At 41.3% G+C, this 23,701-nt stretch carries 21 protein-coding genes, 1 pseudogene and 1 riboswitch; of the genes and pseudogenes, 17 read left to right on the top strand and 5 right to left on the bottom strand.

Going from position 1 to position 23,701, the window contains the following annotated elements; genetic code table 11:
* The first annotated feature begins 130 nt into the window (after positions 1-130).
* The 4 genes and pseudogenes from PCY06_RS03750 to PCY06_RS03735 all read left to right on the top strand — a co-directional run.
* Positions 131-1,066, top strand: a complete 936-nt coding sequence (locus PCY06_RS03750; protein WP_002899779.1) for a manganese-dependent inorganic pyrophosphatase — start codon at positions 131-133, stop codon at positions 1,064-1,066.
* Between the two features lie 92 nt (positions 1,067-1,158).
* Positions 1,159-1,671, top strand: coding sequence for a YiiX/YebB-like N1pC/P60 family cysteine hydrolase (locus PCY06_RS03745; protein WP_061596000.1), 513 nt, complete (start codon positions 1,159-1,161; stop codon positions 1,669-1,671).
* Entirely contained in the window at positions 1,664-2,317 is a 654-nt protein-coding gene (locus PCY06_RS03740) for a DUF1803 domain-containing protein (RefSeq protein ID WP_061595999.1), read from the top strand. Before PCY06_RS03745 ends, PCY06_RS03740 begins: the two co-directional genes overlap by 8 nt.
* A 56-nt stretch (positions 2,318-2,373) precedes the next feature.
* Positions 2,374-2,527, top strand: a pseudogene (locus PCY06_RS03735) (CsbD family protein); the annotation flags it as partial.
* 43 nt (positions 2,528-2,570) lie between these two features.
* Here PCY06_RS03735 and PCY06_RS03730 read toward each other — a convergent pair.
* Complete coding sequence (locus PCY06_RS03730; RefSeq protein WP_082307442.1) at positions 2,571-4,016, bottom strand: UDP-N-acetylmuramoyl-L-alanyl-D-glutamate--L-lysine ligase; 1,446 nt, start codon at positions 4,014-4,016, stop codon at positions 2,571-2,573.
* Positions 4,017-4,113: 97 nt separating this feature from the next.
* Between PCY06_RS03730 and PCY06_RS03725 the strand changes: the two genes are divergently transcribed.
* The 13 genes from PCY06_RS03725 (at position 4,114) to PCY06_RS03665 (ending at position 19,015) form a co-directional block, all read left to right on the top strand.
* Positions 4,114-5,745, top strand: a complete 1,632-nt coding sequence (locus PCY06_RS03725; protein ID WP_082307443.1) for a polysaccharide biosynthesis protein — start codon at positions 4,114-4,116, stop codon at positions 5,743-5,745.
* 151 nt (positions 5,746-5,896) lie between these two features.
* Entirely contained in the window at positions 5,897-6,991 is a 1,095-nt protein-coding gene (locus PCY06_RS03720) for a cystathionine gamma-synthase (RefSeq protein ID WP_082307444.1), read from the top strand.
* A 1-nt stretch (position 6,992) separates the two neighbouring features.
* Positions 6,993-8,159, top strand: a complete 1,167-nt coding sequence (locus PCY06_RS03715) for a MalY/PatB family protein (RefSeq protein ID WP_082307445.1) — start codon at positions 6,993-6,995, stop codon at positions 8,157-8,159.
* Positions 8,160-8,241: 82 nt separating this feature from the next.
* A riboswitch (M-box (ykoK) riboswitch) is annotated at positions 8,242-8,398 on the top strand.
* A 269-nt stretch (positions 8,399-8,667) separates the two neighbouring features.
* Positions 8,668-11,328 (top strand): magnesium-translocating P-type ATPase, encoded by a 2,661-nt coding sequence (mgtA, locus tag PCY06_RS03710; RefSeq protein ID WP_082307446.1) that lies wholly within the window; start codon positions 8,668-8,670, stop codon positions 11,326-11,328.
* 97 nt (positions 11,329-11,425) lie between these two features.
* Complete coding sequence (gene upp, locus PCY06_RS03705) at positions 11,426-12,055, top strand: uracil phosphoribosyltransferase (protein WP_008809560.1); 630 nt, start codon at positions 11,426-11,428, stop codon at positions 12,053-12,055.
* Positions 12,056-12,227: 172 nt separating this feature from the next.
* A complete protein-coding gene (locus PCY06_RS03700; RefSeq protein WP_256262209.1) occupies positions 12,228-12,845 on the top strand; it encodes an ATP-dependent Clp protease proteolytic subunit in 618 nt (205 codons plus the stop codon).
* A 77-nt stretch (positions 12,846-12,922) separates the two neighbouring features.
* Positions 12,923-13,192 carry a YlbG family protein gene (locus PCY06_RS03695; RefSeq protein ID WP_048777535.1) on the top strand — a complete coding sequence of 90 codons (270 nt, stop codon included), beginning with the start codon at positions 12,923-12,925 and terminating at the stop codon, positions 13,190-13,192.
* Between the two features lie 89 nt (positions 13,193-13,281).
* The gene (locus PCY06_RS03690; RefSeq protein ID WP_045635067.1) at positions 13,282-14,448 is read left to right on the top strand and encodes an ABC transporter substrate-binding protein; all 1,167 of its coding nucleotides are present in this window, start codon (positions 13,282-13,284) and stop codon (positions 14,446-14,448) included.
* A gap of 158 nt (positions 14,449-14,606) precedes the next feature.
* Positions 14,607-15,476: a branched-chain amino acid ABC transporter permease gene (locus tag PCY06_RS03685; protein WP_008809556.1), complete on the top strand. Its 870-nt coding sequence runs from the start codon at positions 14,607-14,609 to the stop codon at positions 15,474-15,476.
* A 3-nt stretch (positions 15,477-15,479) separates the two neighbouring features.
* Positions 15,480-16,433 carry a branched-chain amino acid ABC transporter permease gene (locus PCY06_RS03680; protein WP_046165252.1) on the top strand — a complete coding sequence of 318 codons (954 nt, stop codon included), beginning with the start codon at positions 15,480-15,482 and terminating at the stop codon, positions 16,431-16,433.
* Complete coding sequence (locus PCY06_RS03675; protein WP_012130688.1) at positions 16,433-17,197, top strand: ABC transporter ATP-binding protein; 765 nt, start codon at positions 16,433-16,435, stop codon at positions 17,195-17,197. Before PCY06_RS03680 ends, PCY06_RS03675 begins: the two co-directional genes overlap by 1 nt.
* Positions 17,197-17,907 (top strand): ABC transporter ATP-binding protein, encoded by a 711-nt coding sequence (locus PCY06_RS03670; RefSeq protein WP_008809553.1) that lies wholly within the window; start codon positions 17,197-17,199, stop codon positions 17,905-17,907. Before PCY06_RS03675 ends, PCY06_RS03670 begins: the two co-directional genes overlap by 1 nt.
* Before the next feature lie 451 nt (positions 17,908-18,358).
* On the top strand, positions 18,359-19,015 hold the full coding sequence (locus tag PCY06_RS03665) for a CBS domain-containing protein (protein ID WP_060970182.1): 657 nt from the start codon (positions 18,359-18,361) through the stop codon (positions 19,013-19,015).
* A 62-nt stretch (positions 19,016-19,077) separates the two neighbouring features.
* On the opposite strand, the gene PCY06_RS03660 is transcribed toward PCY06_RS03665, so the two are convergent.
* From PCY06_RS03660 to PCY06_RS03645, 4 genes are read right to left on the bottom strand one after another with little or no spacing between them, the layout of a single operon-like run.
* Complete coding sequence (locus PCY06_RS03660; protein ID WP_060970183.1) at positions 19,078-20,313, bottom strand: aminoacyltransferase; 1,236 nt, start codon at positions 20,311-20,313, stop codon at positions 19,078-19,080.
* A 14-nt stretch (positions 20,314-20,327) separates the two neighbouring features.
* On the bottom strand, positions 20,328-21,542 hold the full coding sequence (locus PCY06_RS03655) for an aminoacyltransferase (RefSeq protein WP_061595992.1): 1,215 nt from the start codon (positions 21,540-21,542) through the stop codon (positions 20,328-20,330).
* Positions 21,542-22,351: a sugar-phosphatase gene (gene yidA / locus PCY06_RS03650; RefSeq protein ID WP_082307447.1), complete on the bottom strand. Its 810-nt coding sequence runs from the start codon at positions 22,349-22,351 to the stop codon at positions 21,542-21,544. The genes PCY06_RS03655 and yidA overlap by 1 nt, the downstream gene beginning before the upstream one ends.
* A gap of 1 nt (position 22,352) precedes the next feature.
* Positions 22,353-23,654 carry an HD domain-containing protein gene (locus PCY06_RS03645; protein WP_045503982.1) on the bottom strand — a complete coding sequence of 434 codons (1,302 nt, stop codon included), beginning with the start codon at positions 23,652-23,654 and terminating at the stop codon, positions 22,353-22,355.
* Positions 23,655-23,701 lie beyond the last annotated feature (47 nt).

Genomic DNA, 23,701 nt, shown 5'->3' with positions numbered 1-23,701 from the left:
TTTGAGTATCAATAAAAGGACTGGTGAGTTGACCAGTCCTTTTTTCAAAAAATCTTCTTCTGTTTTTGTGAAATGATTGTAATTGTGGTAAAATAAATGCAATAAAGTTTATATAAAAAAGAGGTTTATCATGTCTAAAATTTTAGTTTTCGGTCACCAAAATCCTGACTCAGATGCTATCGGTTCATCTTACGCTTTTGCTTACTTGGCTCGTGAAGCTTATGGCTTGGATACAGAAGCTGTTGCATTGGGAGAGCCTAATGAAGAAACTGCCTTTGTTTTAGATTACTTTGGTGTAGCTGCACCGCGCGTGATTACATCTGCTAAGGCAGAGGGTGCTGAGCAGGTTATTCTGACAGACCACAATGAATTCCAACAGTCTGTGGCTGATATCGCTGAAGTTGAAGTTTATGGCGTGGTGGACCACCACCGTGTTGCTAACTTTGAAACAGCTAGTCCACTTTACATGCGTTTGGAGCCAGTTGGTTCTGCTTCATCTATTGTTTATCGTATGTTCAAAGAACATGGCGTAGCAGTTCCAAAAGAAATTGCAGGATTGATGCTGTCTGGTTTGATTTCTGATACTCTCTTGCTCAAGTCGCCAACAACTCATCCAACTGATAAGGTCATTGCACCAGAATTGGCTGAGCTGGCTGGTGTCAACTTGGAAGAGTATGGTTTGGCTATGCTTAAGGCAGGTACAAACTTGGCTAGCAAGTCTGCAGAAGAATTGATCGACATCGATGCGAAAACATTTGAGCTCAACGGAAACAATGTCCGTGTGGCACAGGTCAACACAGTTGATATTGCTGAAGTTTTGGAGCGTCAAGCAGAAATCGAAGCGGCTATTGAAAAAGCAATTGCTGACAATGGCTACTCTGACTTCGTCTTGATGATTACAGACATCATCAACTCAAACTCAGAAATTTTGGCTATCGGAAGCAACATGGATAAGGTTGAAGCAGCCTTCAACTTTGTTCTTGAAAACAACCATGCTTTCCTTGCAGGCGCTGTTTCTCGTAAAAAGCAAGTGGTGCCTCAACTGACAGAAAGTTTTAATGCTTAAAGAGCTCATTTGAGGAAATAAGTTACTAGATGAGGGCTATTCCCCTCATACTTAAAAAGGGGTCTCGGCTCCTTTTTTGATAGGCGAGAGAAATGAAGATTCAAGATTTACAAGACGGAGATTTGATTTTTACAGTCGGATCTTCAGAAATTGCTGCTGCAATCCGAGCAGCAACTGGTTCATATAGCCACGTGGCCATCTATTTTAATGGTGAGATTTATCATGCAACCCATGAGAATGGTGTTGTCAATCAAGATTTGTTTGATTTTTTACAGGATGAGGATGTTTATGACGTGTATCGCTATCCAGCTATTGATGCAGATGCTGTCTTTAAAAAGGCCAAATTACACTTAGGAAAACCTTACAATTTCGGCTTTTATTCTCAGTCTGATGGTTTTTACTGTTCGGAGTATATTGCAGAGATTTTGCCAATTTTTGATACGATTCCCATGCAGTTTGGTGATGAGGAAAATCTAATTTCTGATTTTTGGCAGGAGTATTATCGAGAATTGGACTTAGATGTGCCTTTAAATCAGCCCGGGACGAATCCTAGCCAGTTGGCTCAGTCAAGCAAACTCATCTATAAAGGAGAACTCCATGATTAAAATCATCAATCCTAGCCGTTTGACACGCCAGCCTTTTTTTCAGGAGCTAATTGATTATTTAGATCAACGTGAAGAGGTTATTTTGCGGGAGATAAAGCGAGAATTTGTGGGTGTAGCCAATATTGATCGCTCAATCGAGGACTATATCAAAGCTGGCTACATCAAGCGGGAGAATAAGCGATATTACTTATCACTGCCTCTTTTGGAAAGTTTGGAGGATTTGCAATTGGACCAGGAAGTCTTTATACGTGATGATAGTCCCCTCTATCAGGAACTGTTGGAGCTACGCTTTGAGACCCAGCTTTCCAATCAGACTAATGCGGCTGTCTTGCTGGAAGAGACAGATTTTCAGCGGGATGAGCTGACCTTGGCAAATTATTTTTATAAGATGCAGCGCCAATATCCCCTGTCTGATGCACAAAAGCCTCTCTATGCTGTCTTGGGCGATGTCAATCCAGAGTATGCACTTAAGTATATGACGACCTTTCTTCTCAAATATGTCCGCAAGGATGAGCTCATGCAGAAGCGGCGGGACATTTTTGTCGATAGCCTCGTAATCTTGGGCTATATTCGGCAAAACGAAACTGGCAAATACGAGCTAGAGACCAGCTTTGACAAGGAAAAATTAAGTTTTCGTTTGAACTGATGTTTTAAAAGAATCAGAACGTTTGAACTTTAAAAATGAGAGATTTTTCAGTTTAAAAGGAAAAACAAGGAAAGCAGACAGGAGACAGCAAAACAGAAACGAAAGGTCTTGTAGAAAAGACAATCTCCAAAGTAAAAGAAGTCATTGGAGATGCTAAAAATTGCTGTTGAAGGCAAAGTTGAAGGGATTGAAAATAGCTTGAATAAATAAATGTAGTCAAAAAGAGAGTTGACTGTCAACTCTCTTTTTATTTTTATAGATATTTTTCTGCGATTTGATAGTCACCTGGATAGGCTACTTTTTGATCATGGACAATCTGGTAAGCATCGGCTCCTTTACCAGCTAAAATAACAGCATCTCCTTCTTGCCTAGTAAGACTCATTGCTATCTTTATAGCTTCTGCACGATCAGCGATAATGGTTACGTCGTGGGAGATATAACTAGCGATTTCTTTGGCAATGGCTACAGGGTCTTCGCGATTAGGGTCGTCAGCAGTTAGTATGACTTGAATCTCTGGATGTTGGTTGAGTAAGAGTCCAAAATCCTTTCGCCTACTTTCTCCCTTGTTTCCAGTTGCTCCCAGAACAAGAATAGTCTGGTTCTTTTGATGTTCCTGGACTACACTGAGCAGTTTGGTTAAACTGTCTCCATTATGAGCGTAATCAACAAAAACTTTAGCACCATTTTTTTGGGTCAGTACTTCCATGCGACCCGGTACTCGGGTTACAGCAATTCCTTTTTTGATGTCTTCGAGACTAGCCCCCAGTCGTAGACAAGCTAGACCAGCCGCCAGAGCATTTTCTTGATTGAAACGCCCGATAAGCTGAATGTCGTATTTTCCAGCTAGCTTGCCACTTGCTTCAAAGCTAAAGGCTTGAGAATCTATGATGGTGTTGCTAGAATTTTCTCCATAGAAATCATGTTCTATTGAAGAGACTTGCTCTTTCACGATTTGGAAATGATCCATGCCACTGTTAACAATAACTGCTCTGCTATTTTCCATCAAAAGACGTTTATTGTAGAAGTAGTCTTCAAAAGTGGGATGTTCAATTGGCCCGATATGATCGGGACTGATATTGAGGAAAACACTAGCATCAAAGGTTAAACCATAGACACGTTTTTTGAGATAGGCTTGGCTAGATACTTCCATGATAAGATGGGTGCGGTCATTAGCTACAGCCTGGGCCATCATTTCAAATAAATCTAGGCTCTCTGGCGTTGTTAGGCTGGACTTGAAGAAGTTCTTGCCATCCAATGTGGTATTCATGGTGGAGAGGAGGGCTGGCCGGTGACTTTGAGACAGGATTTGGTAGGCAAAGTAAGCAGACGTTGTTTTTCCCTTGGTCCCTGTAAAGGCTAAAATTTCAAGTTTATCTTGCGGATTACCATAAAACTCCATGGCAATCAAGCTCATAGCCTGCTTGATATCATTAACAACAAGTACAGGGATTCCTACTTCAAGATCGCTCTCACTGATATAAAATTTCAGACCAGACTCTACAGCACCTTCTAGGAATTCTTTTTTGAAGTTTTCGCCTTTAACAAAGAAGAGGGTCGAATCTGTCACATTACGGCTATCATAGCTAATTTTGTCAAAAGTCAGTCCACCGTCATGAAAGAAGTAGTGGCCGTCTTTGATGATTTCACGAAAATTATGATCTTTTTTTAAAATATCTATTATTGTTTCAATTTTTATCATAATCTTATTGTAAACTTAATGGCTGGGTTTTACAAGAGGAAAGGAAAAGTTTATAATAAGATAAAAGCTATTAAATGATAAGATGAGGTTTGATCGTATGAGTCAAGAAACGACAAGTCAGCAGCAGCAGATGCTGCGAGGAACTGCCTGGCTGACTGCTGGAAACTTTATTAGCCGTCTTTTGGGGGCTATTTATATTATTCCTTGGTATATTTGGATGGGCAAGCATGGTGCGGAGGCTAATGGTCTTTTCACTATGGGCTACAATATTTATGCTTGGTTTTTGCTGATTTCAACAGCTGGAATTCCGGTGGCTGTAGCTAAGCAGGTTGCTAAATACAATACGATTGATCAAAGGGAACACAGTTTTACTTTAATTAGAGAATTCCTCAAGTTCATGTTGTTGCTTGGTGCTGTTTTTGGAGTAATCATGTATCTTCTATCTCCTCTCTTTGCTAGTTTATCCGGCGGGGGGAAAGATTTGATTCCAATCATGCAAAGTCTCTCATGGGCGGTGCTGATTTTCCCTTCTATGAGTGTTATCCGAGGATTTTTCCAAGGCTTTAACAATTTAAAACCTTATGCAATCAGTCAAGTGGCAGAGCAGTTGATTCGAATTATTTGGATGCTTCTTGCGACCTTCTTTATCATGAATTTCGGATCAAAAAATTATGTTTCTGCTGTCACCCAGTCAACATTTGCAGCTTTTATTGGGATGATTGCCAGTGTAGGAGTTTTGGCTTATTTCCTTTCTAAGGAAAATATGCTCCAAGCAATCTTCAAAAAATCACCAAGCGGAAGCAGTATTGATACCAGAGCTTTGCTTTGGGATACAATTCGTGAAGCCATTCCTTTTATTATCACTGGATCGGCTATCCAGCTCTTCCAAATTATTGACCAGATGACCTTCATCCATGTAATGAGTTGGTTTACGGATTACACTAATACCCAGCTCTTAGTCATGTTTAGTTACTTCTCGGCTAATCCCAATAAAATAACTATGATTTTGATTGCTGTAGCGACTTCTATTGGTGGGGTTGGGATTCCGCTTCTGACAGAGAATTATGTCAAGGGAGATTTTAAGGCTGCTGCTCGTTTGATTCAGGACAACCTAACCATGTTGCTCTTGTTTATCTTACCTGCAACAATTGGTGCTGTTTTGGTAGCTCGGCCTCTTTATACGGTCTTTTATGGTCAGCCAGATAAACTTGCTTTGGGACTTTTTGTATTTGCCCTTATACAGACAATTATTTTGAGCTTTTATACAGTGCTAGCTCCCATGATCCAAGCCCTCTTCCAAAACCGTAAGGCCATTGTTTATTTCTTATACGGTGTTGTGGTAAAGTTTATCTTACAAATTCCTCTGATTTGGCTGTTCAGGGCTTACGGGCCTCTGCTCTCAACGACAATTGGTCTGATTGTTCCAATCGTCTTTATGTACCGTGAAATTCGTGATATCACAGGACTCAACCCTCAAAACTTGGTCAAACGAAGTTTGCTGACTTGTATTTTAACGCTCTTAATGATATTTGTCATTGCAATAGCTGATTTGCTACTCGGTTTCTTTTTCCATCCAGCTGGACGTGTCTCAAGTATGGTTTATTTAGTTCTAATTGGTGGAGTTGGTATTGCAGTTTATGGTGGCCTAGCCTTGCGCGTTCGTTTGCTTGATCGCTTCGTAGGAGAGGCAAAAGCAAGCAGTTTGAGAAGGAAATTCCATATTTCTTAAATGTTAATTCATAAGTATTTGCCCCGGCTATTTGAAGGTCGGGGTTTTTATATAGTTTCAGACTATATCTAGCTCTTGAAAAGAACAAAGCGCAGAACTTTCGCAAGATGTTACAATAGAATAAGATTTACGAGATTGTGAGGAATAAGAAATGAGTCAAGCATTAAACTTGAATACCATACTGGCCCAAGCTGGGGTCAAAACGGATGCAACAACTGGTGCCTTAACAACACCCCTGCATTTTTCAACGACCTACCAGCACCCTGAGTTTGGTCAATCAACTGGTTATGACTACACTCGGACCAAGAATCCAACACGTGTTAGCCTTGAGGAGACTCTGGCTGCTATCGAAAGTGCTGATTATGCTCTAGCAACTAGTTCTGGTATGTCGGCTATTGTGCTGGCCTTTAGTGCTTTTCCAGTCGGAAGTAAAGTTTTGGCTGTTCGAGATCTCTATGGTGGCTCTTTCCGCTGGTTTGCCCAAGCTGAAGCAGAAGGCCGCTTTGCCTTTACCTATGCCAATACGGAAGAAGAGCTTCTGAACAAGTTGACAGAAGATATAGACATTGTCTATATCGAGACACCAACCAATCCTCTTATGGTAGAGTTTGATATTGCACGTATTTCCCAAGTGGCTCATGAGAGAGGTGCAAGGGTAATAGTAGACAATACTTTTTACAGTCCCATTTACCAAAGACCGCTGGAAGACGGTGCTGATATTGTCCTGCACTCTGCGACCAAGTATCTAGGCGGGCATAATGATGTCTTGGCTGGAGCCGTTATGACTAATGACACGGATATCTATGATAGACTTTTCTATAATCTGAACACAACTGGAGCGGTTCTTTCACCATTTGACAGTTATTTACTTTTACGAGGTCTTAAGACCCTGGCTCTCCGCATGGAGCGATCTACTCAGAATGCCCAGGAAGTGGTTGCTTTTCTGAAGCAATCTCCTGCAGTAAAAGAGGTTCTCTATCCAGGGAAGGGTGGTATGATCTCCTTTAAGATTGTAGATGAAGAAAAGATCCCTCATCTCCTAAACAGTCTTAAAGTCTTCACTTTTGCAGAAAGTTTGGGCGGAGTGGAGAGTTTGATTACCTACCCGACAACTCAAACTCATGCTGACATTCCAGCTGAAGTACGTCATTCCTATGGATTGACAGATGATTTGCTACGCCTGTCAATTGGGATTGAGGACAGCCGAGATTTAGTGGCTGATTTACGAGCTGCCTTGGAGGACTAGTATGGGAAAATATAATTTTAAAACAGCTCCTAATCGTTTTGGCCATCATACTTATAAATGGAAAGAAGCTGAAGAGGATAGGGATGTTCTTCCTGCCTGGATCGCGGACATGGATTTTGAAGTTCTGCCTGAAATCCAGCAGGCGGTTCATGACTACGCAGATCACTTAGTCTATGGCTATACCTATGCCAGTGAAGAGCTAATCAATGCCGTGCTGGATTGGGAGCGGGATGAGCATGACTATACTTTTGATAGGGAAGCCTTGGTATTTATCGAAGGAGTAGTTCCTGCTATTTCGACGGCTATCCAAGCTTTTACCAAGAAAGGCGATGCCGTTCTAATCAACACTCCGGTTTACCCTCCTTTTGCTCGCTCTGTTAAGCTCAATAATCGCCAGCTGATTACCAATTCTTTGGTAGAGCAAGACGGCCTCTTTCAGATTGACTTTGAGCAGCTAGAGCGAGATATTGTAGACAATGAAGTCAAGATTTATGTTCTCTGCAATCCTCATAATCCTGGAGGGCGAGTTTGGGAACGGGAAGTGTTAGAAATAATTGGACGTCTCTGCCAAAAGTACGGCGTCCTCCTGGTCTCAGATGAAATCCACCAAGACTTGACGCTGTTTGGCCATGAACATCAGTCTTTCAATACTGTTTCTCCTGACTTTAAGGACTTTAGCCTGATTTTATCCAGTGCAACTAAGACCTTTAATATTGCTGGAACTAAAAATTCCTATGCTGTGATTGAGAATCCCAGCCTGCGCCATCAGTTTAAAAAGCGTCAGCTGGCTAACAACCAGCATGAAATTTCAGGACTTGGTTTTGTAGCGACTGAAGCTGCTTATCGTTATGGGAAATCCTGGTTGACAGAACTTAAGACAGTCTTAGAGGAGAATATCGATTTTGTGGTTGATTATTTTGCCAAAGAAGCCCCACGCCTGAAGGTTATGAAGTCCCAAGGAACCTATCTAATTTGGCTGGACTTTTCAGATTATGACCTGACTGATGACCAACTCTTCCAGTTGTTGCGAGAAGAGGCAAAGGTAGTCCTGAATCGAGGAAGCGACTTTGGTCAAGAAGGCAAGTACCATGCTCGACTGAATGTGGCTACACCAAAGGATATGGTTGTAGAAATTTGTAAACGTATTGGAGCTGTTTTGCCTAAGTAGTCGGTCTTAGCACAGGTTTGAAAATATTTTTAAATTAGTGATTTATTTATTGACAATCCTTCCAAAGAGGAGTATAGTAATAATGGAAAATCGGTAGGTGAGGCTACCATAAGGATACGGATGACTACCGCAAAGCAGTGGAGACACTACTCGTTGGTCAACAGTCCTGATCGCCAAGGTCAAGACTAAGCTCATTTCATCGCCTTATGGAGTTAAAGCTTGAACGGTAGATGTTTACTTTATCTGTTGTAAAATAAAGTGAAAGACCTGACATGCAAACAACCCTGCCGAGAAATTGGCAGGGTATTCTTTTTTGTTGAAAATATTTCAAGTAGGCAAATAGTTGTTTACCTGCCTCTTAAGAAAAAGAAAGGAGACATGCGATGCAAATTGACGATCATCCGGAACCGCACATACACAGCCAATCGCTGATTTGTATCGTTCGGTCCTTATAAAGTGATTGGTCCCTGTGTATGAAATTTATCAATCATACATTAAGGAGAAACCAATGAAAACAGTAAAAGAAAGATTAGTTGCAGCTTTGCAGCTTCCTGTACAAGAAACCCTGGCATTCTACAAAAGTGCCTTTCGTGGTCTGACAGAAGAGCAGGTCGAAGAAAATCGTGACCTCTATGGGGAAAATATCATCACAAAGGGTCAGGAAGACTCTATTCTAAAGAAAATTTACGAATCTATTATCAACCCCTTTACGGTTATATTACTAGTAATTGCTCTGGTGTCCTTAGTGACCAATGTCTGGCTGGCTAAGCCCGGAGAGGAAGATCCGACAACTTCCATAATCATTGTCGTTCTGGTCTTGATTTCTGGAGGCATTCGTTTTATTCAGGAATTGCGTAGTGACCGCGCTGCTAGCAATCTGTCTCGGTTGATTGTCAACACAGCTACAGTCATCAGAGAAGGAGTAGAACAAGAACTTCCCATTGATGAGATTGTTGTAGGAGACATCGTCAAACTTAGTGCCGGAGACATGATTCCAGCAGATGTTTTGCTGCTAGAATCACGTGATTTCTTTGTTCAGCAGTCTGGCCTAACAGGGGAGAGCGATGCAGTAGAAAAGATATGTTTGTCTAAGTCGGATGGGCAAAATCTTGATAGCCTTTTAGAAACAGAGTCACTGGCCTTTATGGGAACCAACGTTATTTCCGGTAGAGCAACAGCTCTGGTACTGGTGGTTGGTGACGATACCATGATGGGGGCCATTGAGCAGACGCTTAACACCTACGATGAGCCGACTTCTTTTGAGCGTGATATGAATAGCATTTCTTGGCTCTTGATTCGTCTGATGCTCGTTATGGTACCTGTTGTTTTCTTCATCAATGGACTGACAGATGGAGACTGGTTGGAAGCAGGAGTCTTTGCCCTCAGCGTTGGGGTTGGCTTGACTCCAGAAATGCTACCTATGATTATCACAGCCAGCCTGGCTAAAGGTTCTATTATCATGGCTCAGGAAAAGGTTGTGATCAAAAAATTGAATGCTATTCAAGATCTAGGAGCTATTGATATCCTCTGTACGGATAAGACGGGTACACTGACCCAAGACGAGATTGTCTTGGAATATCCACTGGACATTCACGGTGATTTAGACTTGGCAGTGCTCCGTCGCGCCTTTCTAAATTCCTACTATCAAACAGGACTCAAAAACCTTATGGATCGGGCCATTATCAACCGAACAGAGAAAGAAGCCGAAAAGCATGAGCTTGTTCGTGATTTAGACCAAACCTTTAAAAAAATTGATGAACTGCCTTTTGATTTCGAGCGTCGTCGCATGAGCGTCATCGTCAAAGATGATGAAGATGTCATCAGCATGGTAACCAAGGGTGCCTTGGAGGAAATGCTGGCGATCTCTAGTTATGTGGAATACAAGAATCGCATTACGGAACTGACTGAGGAAATTCGTCAGGAAATCCTTGCGGAAGTGGCTCAACTCAATGAGCAAGGGCTACGCGTTCTTGGTGTTAGCTACAAGTCAGACCTAGAAGAAGATTACGACTATGAGGTCAAGGATGAGTCTGATATGATCTTGACGGGCTACTTGGCCTTTCTGGATCCACCCAAGTCATCTGCGGCTCCCGCTATTGAAACCTTGGCAGAGTACGGTGTTGCCACTAAGATTTTGACCGGTGATAATGAAAAGGTTACTCAGGCAGTCTGTGAAAAAGTTGGCCTTGATGTAGAAAATATCTTGCTAGGCGTAGAGGTAGATGCTTTATCAGATGAGGAATTGAGCAAAGCGGTAGAGAATACAACGGTCTTTGCCAAGCTCTCTCCTGACCAAAAAGCACGGATTATCCTTCAACTCAAGGCCAATGGACACAAGGTTGGCTACATGGGCGATGGCATCAATGATGCACCTTCTATGAAAGTAGCCGATGTTGGGATTTCTGTTGATACAGCTGTCGATATAGCCAAGGAAACGGCAGATGTCATTCTACTGGATAAGGACCTCATGGTTCTGGAGAAAGGGTTGGTAGAGGGACGCAAGGTCTATGCCAACATGACTAAGTACATTAAGATGACGGTCAGTTCCAATTTTGGGAATATCTTTTCTCTCCTCTTTGCCAGCATCTTTTTGCCTTTTTTGCCAATGGCACCAGTTCACCTGATTGTTCTCAATCTGGTTTATGATCTGTCCTGTATAGCTTTGCCTTTCGATAACGTTGATAGTGAATTTCTCAAGAAACCACGGATTTGGTCTGCTAACTCTATTACCCGCTTTATGGCTTGGATTGGGCCTATCTCATCCATTTTTGATGTTTTGACTTACTTGGCCCTTTACTTTATCATTGTTCCTATGATAACAGGAAGTAGTTATCAAGCTGGTACTGAGCAAGCGGCAACCTTTATCACTCTTTTCCAAACAGGGTGGTTTATTGAGTCTATGTGGACCCAAACTATGGTCATCTATATGCTTCGCTCACCTAAATTACCATTCGTGCAAAGCCGTCCAGCCTTGTCTGTTATTGTAACCACTATGGCTGCTGCTCTCTTTGTTACTTCTTTGCCATATAGCCTCTTTGCTTCTGTTCTCAAAACAGCTCCGCTCAATGGCGCATATTTCCTTTTCCTTCTGCTGATTATTGTGCTTTACATGGTTAGTGTAACCTTTGTTAAACACTTGTATATCAAGCGATATGGGGAATGGCTTTAGAACCAAGAAAAACTCTGAAAAGGTTTGCTTATGGCAAGCCTTTTCAATCTTTTTTTGATATAATAAGAAGAATAAATTGAAAGAAGGAAATCCAATCATGGGAAAACTTGAAGTTATCGCTCATCCACTAATTCAGCATAAATTGTCTATCTTGCGTCGTACAGATACCTCTACCAAGGCTTTTCGTGAATTAGTTGATGAAATCGCAATGCTCATGGGATATGAGGTTTTGCGGGATTTACCACTTGAAGATGTAGAAATTGAAACACCAATTACAAAAACAGTCCAAAAGCAGATTGCAGGAAAAAAATTAGCTATTGTACCAATCCTGCGGGCTGGTATTGGCATGGTCGATGGACTTCTAAGCTTGGTTCCAGCAGCGAAGGTCGGCCACATCGGAATGTACCGTGATGAAGAGACGTTGAAACCAGTTGAATACTTAGTGAAGTTACCAGAAGATATCGACCAACGTCAGATTTTCGTTGTCGATCCAATGCTAGCTACAGGTGGTTCTGCGATCTTAGCTGTGGATTCTCTTAAAAAACGTGGTGCTAGTCACATTACATTTGTATGCTTGGTTTCTGCACCTGAAGGAGTAAAAGCCTTGCAGGAAGCACACCCAGATGTGGATATTTTCACGGCTGCCTTGGATGACCATCTAAATGAACATGGTTATATCGTACCAGGATTGGGAGATGCTGGAGACCGCTTGTTCGGAACTAAATAAGATTTTGCTGAAGGGTTGTCCAAAATCCAAGAAATAGGAAAGTGGAGTGGTTTTGAAGAATAAGCTTCTCAAGGTCAGTATACTCCTAATCGATTCAAAAATTTGACCTTTATTGACCAAAGAGTTATAATGGATTCATACTTTGAATATTCTATTTCCTATTTGATAGAAAATCCAACTAACAGAAAGTGAGAAAACTATGATTCCTGTAGTTATTGAACAAACAAGCCGTGGGGAACGCTCGTATGATATTTACTCACGTCTATTAAAAGACCGCATCATCATGTTGACAGGTCCGGTAGAGGATAATATGGCTAATTCAGTCATTGCTCAGCTTCTTTTCTTGGATGCACAAGACAGTACCAAGGATATCTACCTCTATGTTAATACACCAGGTGGTTCAGTCTCAGCTGGTTTAGCGATTGTTGACACCATGAACTTTATTAAATCTGATGTCCAAACAATCGTTATGGGTATGGCAGCGAGCATGGGGACCATCATCGCATCAAGCGGTGCCAAAGGCAAACGTTTCATGCTTCCAAATGCTGAATATATGATTCACCAGCCAATGGGAGGAACTGGTGGTGGTACTCAGCAAACGGATATGGCTATTGCTGCGGAACACTTGCTGAAGACTCGGAAAACTTTAGAGCAAATTCTTGCCGATAATTCTGGTAAAACAGTTGAGCAAATTCATGCTGATGCAGAACGTGATTATTGGATGAGTGCTGAAGAAACTCTTGCTTATGGATTCATTGATGAGATCATGGCTAACAATAATTTGAGTTAATCATATAAAATCAAATTGCCCCTAAGGGGCTTTTTTGATATAATCAGTAAGTAGTTCTAGTTTGGGAAGGATCGTTTATGTATCAAAAAGAAGAACGAGTTGGAATAATTGTTTATCTTTATTATAATCGTGACGTAAAAAAAGTTGCTGCTTTTGGAGATATAGTTTATCATTCTAAAAAACGCCGGTATCTTCAGCTCTATGTACCAAAAACGCAAGCGGAAGACTTGCAGAAGAAGCTGGGACAGGAAAAGTTTGTAAAAAAAGTTCGTGCTTGTCATATTCAAGAATTGGACAAAAACTTCGTTGGTAGTCTACATCGCCAAGAGGAAAACGTTATCATTTAAAAAGCGTTTGTTTTTATATTGACAATTTTCTGATAATTCGGTATATTCTTACTATATAGTTTTGAATACACATAAAGGAGAACATTTTGATGAAGAAAAAATTTGCATTAACCTTGGTTAGTCTTGCAAGTGTTGCATTGCTAGCAGCCTGTGGAGAAGTCTCTACAACAGGAAATTCTGGTTCTGCTTCAGGAACTGAGATTGGTAAGACACTTAAAATTGGTTTCAACTTTGAAGAAACTGGTGACGTTGCTTCATACGGAACCGCTGAACAAAAAGCTGCTAAGTTAGCTGTTGATGAAATCAATAAAGCTGGTGGAGTAGACGGAAAACAAATTGAAATTACAGATAAGGATAATAAGTCCGAGTTGAGTGAAGCTTCTACAGTTTCTACAAACTTGGTGACCCAGGCTAAAGTAAATGCCATCATTGGCCCTGCGACTTCAGGTGGTACTGGTGCGGCGATTACAAATGCTGCTAAAGCTTCTGTTCCTTTGATTACTCCAAGTGGTACTCAGGATGATTTGACAAAAGGTCAAGATTACTTGTTCCGTACAACTTTCATCGATAGTTTCCAAGGGAAAATTCTTAGCAAATATGTCACAGACAATTTGAAAGCTAAAAAAGTTGTTCTTTACTACGATAACTCAAGTGACTACGCAAAAGGAATCGCCAAGGCTTTCCAAGAAGAGTACAAGGGTGAAATCGTTGCAACTGAAACATTTGCCTCAAAAGATACTGACTTCCAAGCAGCTTTAACTAAATTCAAAGGTAAAGACTTTGATGCCCTTGTTGTTCCAGGTTACTACACTGAAGCTGGTAAAATCGTAAACCAAGCTCGTGGTATGGGAATTGACAAACCAATTGTTGGTGGAGATGGATTTAACAGTGAAGAGTTTATCTCACAAGCAACTCCAGCAGCTGCAACTAATGTTTACTATGTTTCTGGTTACTCAACTAGCGGAGACATGACAGCTAAAGCTAAGAAATTCTTGGAAGCATATAAAGCTAAGTATAATGAAGAACCATCAATGTTCTCTGCTCTTGCTTATGACTCTGTTTATATGGTAGCAGAAGCTTCTAAGGGTGCGAAAAACTCAGTTGATATCAAAGAAAACCTTGCTAAGTTGAAAGACTTCGAAGGGGTGACTGGTTCTATCACAATGGATAAAAATCATAACCCAGTTAAGTCAGCCTTGATGATTGGCTTGAAAGATGGTAAAGTTGATACTGTGGAAACAGTAAAACCAAACTAAGCAATTCAACTGAATTTCTAGAATCTTACAAAAGAAGGAAAAGGAATTGTATTTAAATCAGAATACAGTTCCTTTCTGCGGGTAAGGTGATGAATTCAATTTCTAGGATTGAGTTTGTCTCTTGCCCGATTTTATTATATTAGAAAGTGTGGTGTCTTATGCTCCAACAGCTTGTCAATGGTCTAATTCTAGGTAGTGTCTATGCACTGTTAGCCCTAGGTTACACCATGGTCTATGGTATTATTAAGCTCATTAATTTTGCCCATGGCGATATTTATATGATGGGTGCTTTTATGGGGTATTTCCTCATTAATTCATTGAAATTAAATTTCTTTTTGGCCTTGATTGTGGCTATGATTGGAACAGCTATTTTAGGGGTTGTCATTGAATTCTTGGCTTATCGCCCATTACGAAATTCGACTCGTATTGCAGCCTTAATTACAGCAATTGGGGTTTCCTTCCTTTTGGAATATCTCATGGTTTATTTTGTAGGTGCAAGTACCTTACCATTCCCTCAGGTAATTCCAACTGTTCGTTTTAACTTAGGACCTATTACAGTCTCAAATATTCAGTTAATGATTTTAGGGATTTCTATTTTCTTGATGTTGGCTTTGCAATTTATTGTACAAAAAACCAAGATGGGGAAAGCTATGAGGGCAGTTTCAGTAGATAGTGATGCTGCTCAACTAATGGGAATCAATGTCAACAGGACCATTAGTTTCACCTTTGCATTGGGATCTGCATTAGCAGGGGCAGCAGGTGTTCTTATCGCTCTTTACTATAACTCATTAGAGCCTTTAATGGGGATGACTCCAGGTATTAAGTCCTTTGTTGCTGCTGTTTTGGGTGGTATCGGAATTATTCCAGGGGCTGCCTTGGGTGGTTTTGTTATTGGACTTTTAGAAACCTTTGCAACAGCCTTTGGTATGTCAGACTTCCGTGATGCGATTGTATATGGTATTTTGATTATCATCTTGTTAATTCGTCCTGCGGGGATCCTTGGGAAAAACGTGAAAGAGAAGGTGTAAGGTATGAAGCAAAATCTGAAAGTAAATCTTCTATGGCTTGCTTTAATTCTTGCAGGCTTTGTCTTGATTACTGTTTTAGCTGGTGGAGGAATACTGAACGCCTTCCATTTGCAAATCTTAGAAGAAATCGGTATTAACATTATTCTAGCGGTTGGTCTCAACCTGATTGTTGGATTCTCAGGGCAATTTTCTCTAGGCCATGCAGGTTTCATGGCTATTGGAGCCTATGCAGTTGCAATCATCGGAACAAAATCTCCAACCTATCCTGCCTTTTTTGCTGCTATGATACTAGGGGCTTTCATTGCAGGACTTGTTGCCTTGGGAGTTGGGATTCCTACACTTCGACTAAAGGGAGACTACTTGGCCATTGCAACTCTTGGAGTATCTGAAATTATTCGTATCTTGATTGTGAATGGTGGAGAAGTTACTAATGGTGCTGCTGGTATTTTAAGTATTCCTGGCTTTACTAGCTGGCAGATGGTCTATTTCTTTGTTGTTATTACTACTTTGTTCACATTGAACTTTTTGCGTAGTCCTCTGGGGCGCAAAACCTTGTCTGTCCGTGAAGATGAGATTGCAGCAGAGTCTGTAGGTGTTAACACAACTAAGGCTAAAGTCGTTGCCTTTGTCTTTGGGGCGATAACAGCATCAATTGCAGGTGCTTTGAAGGCTGGTTTTATCGGAGCAGTTGTGCCTAAGGATTACTCTTTTACCAACACGATCAATGTCCTAATCATTGTTGTATTTGGTGGTTTAGGATCTATGACAGGAACAGTTATCGCAGCAATTGTACTCGGTATTTTGAACATGCTCTTGCAAGAGTTCTCAAGCATTCGAATGATTATCTATTCACTCGCTCTTATCTTAGTTATGATCTTCCGTCCAGGTGGACTTCTAGGTACTTGGGAGCTGCAATTGTCACGCTTTTTCAAAAAAGATAAGGAGGTCAAAGAATAATGGCACTTCTTGATGTAAAAAATTTAACAAAACATTTTGGTGGTCTGACAGCCGTTGGAGATGTGACTTTAGAGCTAAATGAGGGAGAATTGGTCGGACTTATCGGGCCAAACGGTGCTGGTAAAACAACTCTCTTTAATTTATTGACGGGGGTATACGAGCCAAGTGAAGGGACAGTGACTTTAGATGGTCACTTGCTAAATGGCAAAGCTCCATATAAAATTGCATCGCTCGGACTTGGACGTACTTTCCAAAATATTCGTCTCTTTAAAGATTTGACAGTTTTAGACAATGTCTTGATTGCTTTTGGGAATCACCACAAGCCGCATACTTTTGCCTCCTTCTTCCGCCTACCAGCTTTCTATAAAAATGAAGAAGAGTTGAAAAATAAGGCTCTGGATTTGCTGAAGATTTTTGACTTGGATAAGGAAGCTGAGACTTTGGCCAAAAACTTAGCTTATGGACAACAGAGACGTCTAGAAATTGTTCGTGCTTTGGCTACCGAACCCAAAATTCTCTTTTTGGATGAGCCGGCTGCTGGTATGAACCCACAAGAAACAGCAGAATTGACCGAGCTAATCCGCCGTATCAAAAATGAATTCAACATTACCATTATGTTGATTGAGCATGATATGAGCTTGGTTATGGAAGTTACTGAACGAATCTATGTATTGGAATATGGTCGTTTGATTGCTCATGGTACACCTGATGAAATCAAGAGCAACGAACGAGTTATTGAAGCATATCTAGGAGGTGAAGCCTGATGACTATGTTAAAAGTTGAGAATTTATCAGTCCACTATGGCATGATTCAGGCTGTCCGTGATGTCAGCTTTGAAGTCAATGAAGGAGAAGTTGTTTCATTGATTGGTGCTAATGGTGCTGGTAAAACAACGATCCTTCGGACGATTTCTGGCTTGGTTCGACCAAGTGCTGGTAAAATTGAATTTTTAGGAAACGAAATCCAGAAGGTCCCTGCTCAGAAAATCGTAGCAGCTGGTCTTTCTCAGGTTCCAGAAGGTCGCCATGTCTTTCCAGGTTTGACAGTTATGGAGAATCTAGAAATGGGAGCTTTCCTCAAAACAAATCGAGAAGAAAATCAAGCCAACTTGAAGAAGGTCTTTTCTCGTTTCCCGCGCTTGGAAGAGCGTAAAAACCAAGATGCTGCAACCCTTTCGGGTGGTGAGCAGCAGATGTTGGCGATGGGACGGGCCTTGATGTCCACTCCTAAACTACTTCTTTTGGATGAGCCTTCTATGGGATTGGCACCTATTTTCATTCAAGAAATTTTTGACATCATTCAAGATATCCAAAAACAAGGGACAACGGTTCTCCTTATTGAGCAAAATGCCAATAAAGCACTTTCGATTGCAAATCGTGGCTACGTTCTTGAGACTGGTAAAATTGTTCTTTCCGGAACAGGACAAGAACTCCTCGCTTCAGACGAAGTCCGCAAAGCATATCTAGGTGGTTAAAAAGGTCCATTGGACCTTTTTAAGTTGCAGATAAAGAAAACCAAGTTTTCGTCAGAATTTCCGGGGGATTGTTTCAGGTTGAAGATTTTGGTTTTTAGGATAGAAATGACAGTAGATCTTTCATATTCTGCTTTTTATTAATTTAATTTGAATAAGCAGGAGAAATCACAAAGTTTTGAAGAATACCCTTATATATTAGGATAGGTAGGTTGGTTATAAGATTATTTATATTTAAAAATGTGATTTTGAATAGAATGAGTCTTAAGCTTAAGCCAGATAATTTTTAGAAACTTGAGTAATTCTCCAGTAGTTTTTCATTGAGGTTCTTCCAATTTTGCCAATAGCTGGATTTTTCTTAATTTTGAAAAAGTAAGAAAAATGATGAAAGCGTTTGAAATTGCGAAAAAAAAACAGTATAATAAAAGAAAGAAAAAATAGAGGAGAGACTCTTATGGCAGTAAAAGATTTTATGACACGCAAAGTCGTTTATATTAGTCCTGATACGACGGTTGCTCACGCAGCAGATATTATGCGAGAGCAAGGTTTGCACAGATTGCCAGTTATTGAAAATGATAAATTGGTTGGTCTTGTGACAGAAGGGACAATTGCTGAAGCTAGCCCATCTAAAGCAACTAGTCTATCCATTTATGAGATGAACTACCTCCTCAACAAAACAAAGATTAAGGATGTCATGATTCGAAAGGTCATCACGGTATCCCAATATGCCAGTCTAGAAGATGCGATTTACCTGATGTTGAAAAATAAAGTCGGCATTCTTCCAGTCGTGGACAATGAGCAAGTTTATGGTGTGATAACGGATCGAGATATCTTTAAAGCCTTTTTAGAAGTATCTGGTTACGGAGAAGAAGGAGTTCGAGCGCGCTTTGTTACTGAAGATGAAGTCGGTGTTTTGGAACATATTGTTCGCTTATTGGTGGAAGAAAACCTGAACATTTCAAATACAGTTAATATACCGAGAAAAGATGGTAAAGTTGTCATTGAAGTTCAAATTGATGGCAAGGTGGATTTAGAATCGCTCAAGAAAAAATTTGAAGACAATCAGATTCATGTGGATAGCATCGTTCATACAGAAGCGAAAGCCTTATAAAATATACAAAAGGACTGGGAATCATGTTCCCGGTCCTTTTGTATATTTTAGATTTACGCATCTTAACGTCTTAAAATTTTCTTTATGAGCTGAATGATTTTAAATTTAAGAGGGTTAGGATAATAACGGAAAGTTCCCATTTTTCGGACGATGAAGCCGTTGAAGTTCTGCTTGAAGCGCAGAACTCCATCAGAACCATCGAAAATTCCCATAATGCCGAGGAAATTATAAAATGGAATGCCTCGCTTGATGCTTTCAGTCATAACGTATTCCTGCAGCAGAGCAGGAGCGTAGAATTTGTTAAACTCAGGATAAGAGCCGCTGAAGAGATAGGTCGCTTCCTGAGGGGTGTAGATAAATAGGCTGGCAGCCAGAACTTGGTCTTTGTCACCGTATTTGTCAATCAGATCTTGAGCCTCTGCTTTACGGGTTTCAAAGCTGTCAAACTGACTGGAAAGCTCTCGCAACTGGTTTTGCTTCTTTTCAGATTGAGGATTGTTTTCCAAGTCAGCCTGTAGTTTCTGGATTTTCTGGCCCAGTTTCTCTTGGTCTTTTTGTAAGTTCTGAAGATAGTCCTTGAAGTTAAGGCTGGCTACCATAAAGTCCGCCTGCTGTCCAAAGCTATCATAAAAATCTTGATAGTAGTCTAGTGGCTTGTCGTCATATTCCCGTCGGTCAGAAGTGGTAGCTGTGATGTCTTTAAAAATGCTGAGTTGGTCACGTTCCAGCCTTGTTAGCTTGATACCAAAGGTGTTAGCCTTTTTGACGGTCGCCTTGCCGTTTTTACTGAAGGACTTGAGCAAGTCTTTCTCCGTCAGACCAGCTAGGTCTTTGACATAATGCCAATCAGGCTCCCCGCCTGGATAGCCTGTCTGCAGGCCGTCAAAGTCAAAGCCCAAATCAGTCAGTTGCTGGATAAGCTCGACCTTTTCATCAGATGTGGGCTGGCCATTGCTGTCAAAGGTCTGATAAGTCTCGTAGGGCTTGATGATGAGCTCTAGGGCACCTTCTTTTTTAGCATAGGCTTGCAAAGCTTGATAGAAAGGAGGCAGGTATTGAGCGTCAGTAGAGACAGGACCGCAGTTGATTTCCATATGAAGGCCACCAGTCATAGGCATGCTGTAGAGGACAGCTGACACCACTACCTGTCCCTGTGGGTCAGTGTAGCCGACATACTGGGTGCTGAAGCCCCTCTTGCTCAGTAGCTCTGCCATTTCCACGGTCTGCATAAAAGAGCGTTGGGAGCTAGCTGAGGTATGCTGGATGAATTCTTCTTGACTGAGAAGTTTAAAGGTCATAGGCTTCCTTTCTTTTAATGCTTGCTACGCAGTTTCTTTCTGATAGTGTAGGCCAGATTGGAGAGGTGGTAAAGAGGATTGGTTGGCAGGTTAAACTCACCAGCAAATTCCTCAATGGTCGGATTGAACTTGGATTTAAAGCTGTAGAGACCGCCCTTAAGATCGTTTTCGATTCCACCCATATTTTGCCAATCTGCTCCGCGCTCAAAAGCATGTTTGGCTGTTTCGTACCAAGTGATGATGGCAGGCTGATAACGACGGTATTCCTCGTCCATTCCGGCATAGATATTTTCAGAGGTTTTGCCGTATTCCAAGACCAGTGTACCAGACAGGGGAACGACAGTAGCACCTTGGCTAATTTTGTCCTGCAGAAAGTCAATCTCTTCTTGGAGGCGTTTCTGTTCTTGCTGGTTATTCTCAATCTTGCCAGGCTTGGTTTTCTCGGTAAATTTCTCTGCTTCCTTGAGTGTCTTGGTCAGCTGAGCCTGCAAGTCTTCCAATCGTGCCTTTAGATCAATACTGGACAAGGTGATGTAGGAGTGGTCAGGATAAGTATCCAAGAGTTTTTGATAATAGTTTTTGCCACGCAGGTGGATGTTTTTTCTGTTTTCTGTCTTTTTCATCAGGGCTGAAAAGTCATCCAGTAATTCTGCTCCGCCAAATTGGATTTGAATACCTTTGTTACGGGCTGTACGAATAGCCTGGCGAGTACTTTTAGAAAGCAAATCCTCACTGAAATCTTCTTTATGGATGTTAGCCTGCAAGCGAGGCTGGATGGTTTCGTCCAGAGACTCAGTCCGTCCGACCCAGACAGCTCCAGCATGCTGCAGCTCTTGAATCAGCTTTACCGTCTCGGCTTTGTCTTGCAATTCGCCACCCATCTTGCTTTCTGCCAGAAAGAGGCTAGGGTCAAACTTGACAAAGAGCGCTTTTTTCTCCTTGGCAAATTTCTTGAGCGACGCCAAAACAAAGGTCAGCAGCTCCTTGTCACCATAGTCCATGATGGGACCCCGAGGGATATAAAGCATGGTCATTCCCAAGGGCAGTGGTTTGATCAGGACACTGGCTACAGCAACCAAGTGGTCGTCTTTATAGAAGCCCAAGCGCTCATTAGCCCAGTTATCTTTGATCTGAGCCCAGGCTGAACTCTGCAGGAGATTGGCCTGGGGATGAGCCGTGACAAAATCGTCGTGTTCTTGAGCTGAAATTCCAATTTTGTAACTAAACATTATTTTAAAACCCACTCTCTAATGGCGTATGCTACGCCGGATTCGTCGTTTGATTTGGTGATGTATTTGGCGATTTTCTTGAGTTCTTCCTTGCCGTTTTCCATGACAACAGGAGAGCCGACAGCTTCTAGCATGGCGCGGTCGTTTTCTTCATCGCCGATTGCCATAGTTTGCCCTTTGTTTAAGCCAAGTTTTTCAGCCAGATGCAGGACAGCAGCCCCTTTATTGACAGTCTTTTTGACAATTTCCAGATAGAAAGGAGCTGACTTAACCAGTGTATATTTTTCGGCTAATTCCGGTGGTAGCTTAGCAATGGCTGCATCCAGAATTTCTGGCTCATCAATATACATACATTTGACGATTTCTTTATCAGCCATTTCTTCAGGCGTACGATAGAAGATCGGCATGCTGACCAGATTGGACTCGTAAACAGTGTACTTGCCGATGTTGCGATTGGCTGTATAAATGCCGTCCTTGGTGATGGCATGCATGTGGACACCTAATTTTCGCCCGAGCAGTTCGATATCCAGATAGTCGTCATAGGTCAGTGTTTCTTTGATTAATTCTTGACCTGTAACAGTATCCTGCACCAGTCCGCCGTTGAAGGTAACGACATAGTTATCTGGTTGATTAAGCTCTAGTTCCTCGAGGAGTCTTTGAACGCCAGCAATAGGACGACCGGTTGCAATGACAATTTTGACTCCAGCAGCTTTGGCATCCTGGATAGCAGAAAAGACTTCTGGTGTGATTTCTTTTTTGCTGTTTAACAAGGTGCCATCAATATCGATGGCGACTAGTTTAATGGACATCTTATTCTCCGTAAATAAAAGTATCGTTTTTCATATAGCTTAGAAAAGCTTGGCTATTTTCATTGAACAAACCAGCATCTGTCAGCATTTCTTTAGGAAAATAGAAACGGTTGTCCCCTTGACGTGTACCCGTAAGAGACTGGACAATTGGGGAAAGGCTAGACAGTTCAGCTAAACTACCGTCTTTTTGAATGATTTCAATCTGAGTACGTGGCTTTTCAACGTCTGGACGATAAAAATCATAAGGAAGGTCAAAATTACGGTGAATAGCGGTGTAATAATCAGGTTCAAAACCAACTTGTTTGACGAGTTGCCGTAGGACATCCAGATGTTTTTCATTTTCCTCTGAGAAAATCATGGATTTAAAAACTTTTCGGTTGACATATCGCTGAGCAAGGTCAGATAAGATGGTGTCAGGACTGGTCATCCAGCTTTGGAAGTAGGTGTTCATGACTCCATCGTCCAAAGCTAAATAGTCTTGCAAACTAAATCTTTTTTCAAAGAAAGGTAGTAAATTTGGCGAAGTCAATTTGAAGAAATCCTTCTGATCTTCGTAAAGGAATTTGGCTCTTTTTAGTAAGTTTTGCAACAAAACTTCCATGGCTCGACTAGCTGGATGGAAATAAACCTGCATGTACATCTGATAACGACTGACCACATAATCCTCCACGGCATGCATACCATTACGTTGAAAAGCAATTCCGTTCTCAACTGGTCGTATAACCCGTAAAATTCTTGTCAAGTCAAATTGACCATAAGAAGCGCCGGTATAAAAGGAGTCCCGTAAGAGATAGTCCATCCGGTCCACATCAATCTGACTGGAAATCAGCTGGACCACTTGCTTGTTAGGATAGGTGTGGTTAATGACGCTGGCCACTTTTTCAGGAAAATCTGGTGAAACCTGAGTCAATACACGATTAATCTCGGTTTCAGGACTTGTGATAATCTGGCGTGTGATTTCTTCATGATCGGTATCAAATAAACGCTCAAAGCTATGAGAGTAGGCTCCGTGTCCTACATCGTGTAAAAGAGCGGTGACCATTACCAAAAGAGACTCGTGATTGTCCCAGGTTTGAAGATATTTCTCATCGAAGATTTTGGTAATCCGTCGAGCGATTTCATAGGCCCCCAGACAATGCGAAAAACGGCTATGCTCACCACCATGGAAAGTGTAACCAGATGTTCCCAGTTGCTTGATGCGGCGTAGTCGTTGAAATTCTTTAGTATTAATTAAGTCGTAAATAACTTGGTGGTCCACATGGATATAGGTGTGAACTGGATCACGAAATACTTTTTCAATCATGCTTCTATTATAACACAAATGGCTTTGTAGAGAGTAGAAGAAGAAAA

Origin of the sequence: Streptococcus sp. SG1 (genome assembly GCF_030439935.1) — a bacterium.
Lineage (GTDB): Bacteria > Bacillota > Bacilli > Lactobacillales > Streptococcaceae > Streptococcus > Streptococcus gordonii.
This window is presented reverse-complemented; position numbering and strand designations above follow the sequence as displayed.